3 protein-coding genes are annotated in these 2,432 nt (G+C 47.2%); all 3 read right to left on the reverse strand.

The window, feature by feature from the left end:
• Positions 1-747: hypothetical protein (locus Q0200_RS07325; RefSeq protein WP_297939692.1), on the reverse strand; the 747-nt coding region annotated here is incomplete at its 3' end.
• Positions 748-799: 52 nt separating this feature from the next.
• Entirely contained in the window at positions 800-1,435 is a 636-nt protein-coding gene (locus tag Q0200_RS07330; RefSeq protein ID WP_297939695.1) for a YggS family pyridoxal phosphate-dependent enzyme, read from the reverse strand.
• Positions 1,432-2,432 (reverse strand): M50 family metallopeptidase (locus tag Q0200_RS07335; RefSeq protein ID WP_297939699.1); only part of this gene is annotated, 1,001 nt, incomplete at its 5' end. The genes Q0200_RS07335 and Q0200_RS07330, both read right to left, overlap by 4 nt.

Consider the following 2,432-nt stretch of genomic DNA (forward strand, 5'->3'; position numbering starts at 1 on the left):
ACCCAAAAAGCCGCCTGAGCCCTCGTTTTTATCGCTCTCTTTTTTATTTTTGTCTAGCTTCATCGCTTCGCTTAGCTGCTGAGCCGCCGTGTCGGCGTAGATAAACGCGCCTTCGGGGTCGCAGTTAAAAAGATTTGAGTAGCACTCGGAATCATTTAAATCAATCGGGTTGGGTATAATCACGTCTGTCGCCTCAAGCAGCCCGTAGCCGTTTTCTACGCTAAATTTAACTGCGCTCAAAAACGCAGGCAAATTTTGCACATAAAAGTCATCCGTTTTTTTCTTGATATCGCCGCCTGCGTTGTAGTCCTGCCAAAATTTAGCCAAATTTGCTGCGCTTATAAACGCGCCAGATGAGTAGTTTCCGTCAAATTCGCCTGTAAATTTTGCTTTCATTTCAGGCGGTATAACGCCGCTTATATCGCTTAGATACCGCTTAAATTCGCCGTGTTCCTCCGCCAAAAAGCCAAACGCCGTGCCGCGCGTGTAGAAGTATTTTCTAAAAAATCCTTGCACGGTGGCGAGTATGTAACCGTGTCCCGTCGAAAAGCTCTCGCCGTCCTTGGTTTCAAGCGCGACTTTTAGGGTATCAATGTATTTTTGCGCGTAAAAATCCTGCATGCCGTACTCTTTTGCGAGCCTCTTTGCGACCGACCAGTCTCCCTCGCGCGCGCTTTTTAACGCGTCAAAATACCACTGCTTTATCTCGTATTCGTTGATCGGATGATAGCTAACGTCGTAGCCCATTTTGGCTCCTTTTTTGGTAGATTTTTCTAAATTTATACGGAACGCGACTGACTTACGCGTATAAAATCGACCCCAGACGAATCATATTCGAGCCGCATTTTATCGCCAGCTCAAAGTCGCCGCTCATACCCATCGAGCAAATTTGCGCGCCGTTTGATTGCAGATTTTCGTAAATTTTACGCGTAGTCTCAAAGCTTTTTTGCACGATTTTTTCGTCATCAACGTGCGCGCCGATACTCATCACGCCGATGGGTTTTAAAAATTTGCACTCCTGTGCGATTTGTAAAAACGCATCCTGTGCGGCTTCTGGCGAGATTCCTTGTTTGCTATCTTCGTAGGCCGAGTTTATTTGCAGCAGGCAAGGCAGCTCATAGTCAAGCCTCTTGTCCACCGCAAGCGCGGCCCCTACGCTCTCGCAGCTTTGCCAAAGCGCGGGTTTGAGCGCTAGCAGGTGGTTTATTTTGTTGCTTTGAAGTCGCCCGATGAAGTGCCACTCGATCGGCAAATTTGACAAAATTTCGCTCTTGTTTTTGAGCTCTTGCACGCGGTTTTCGCCAAAGCTCGTTTGTCCCTGTTTAAAAAGCTCCAAAACCTCTTTAGTCGTTACGTTTTTGCTCACGGCGATTAGCTTTACTGCTTCGCCAGTGCGCGCATTTTCTATGCGTTCTAAAATTTGCGCGAGTTTCATTGTCCCGCTCCGCTTAGGCGCATCACGTCGTTAAAGGCAGCAAACGCCATCAGGCAAAGCAAAAAAGCCCAGCCGCAGTAGGTGAGGCCGATATAGACTTTTTCGTTCATCTCGCGGCGGAAAATGAGCTCGTAAAGGTTGAAAAATATATGACCGCCGTCAAGCGCTGGGATTGGTAAAATGTTCATCACTGCCAGCGTCAGCGAGATTAACGCCGCCACGAAAATGATGTACTCAATTCCAGAACTGACAACTGACGGGAATAATACACCCAGTATGCCAATTGGTCCCGCTACGCTCCCGCCGACAGAGGCCAAATCAGCTCTTGCAGATTCTTTTGATTCTGCGGAACCGAATATTTGTCCAATTGATCCGTGTACGGTTTTTACCAATAGCACACCAACGCCTTTGATAGTTTCATATGACAATTGCCCAGTAGTCGCCACACCTACAATAGGCGCCGACCATGTGCTATACATTTTCTCCGTCTGCCCTGGAATAACGCCCAGATATCCGCTTCCCTTCACGGACTTTTCATCATTCAACTGGACGTCAACAGCCGACTCTTTGCCATCACGCCTATATTCAACCCTGACTTTCTTGCCAGCGTTTTGCTTAGTTATAACTGGCAATTTTTCCGCCTCTGTAAGCGGCTGACCATTTATCTTAATAAGTTCGTCATTAGCCTTAAGTCCGATTTTATCCGCCGGAGAATTCGGCGTGATTTTTGCTATTGTCACCGGCGAACGCCTAACCTCTGTATCAAACGGCAATTGAACTTGGTTCGACAGGATTTTCGGCATGCCAATTACTGCAAGAATCGTAAACAAAACAATCGCAGTTATCCAGTTCATCATAACGCCAGCCAGCAAGATCTTCGTCTTCACCCAAAATGTCGATCCGCCATATGTGCCCTCGCCTTTTGCGGAATCGTATTCGCCTTTCAATCTGACAAACCCACCAAGCGGCAGCCAGTTCAAACTAAACGTTACGTTTT

Origin of the sequence: uncultured Campylobacter sp. (assembly GCF_938045225.1) — a bacterium.
Taxonomy (GTDB): domain Bacteria; phylum Campylobacterota; class Campylobacteria; order Campylobacterales; family Campylobacteraceae; genus Campylobacter_A.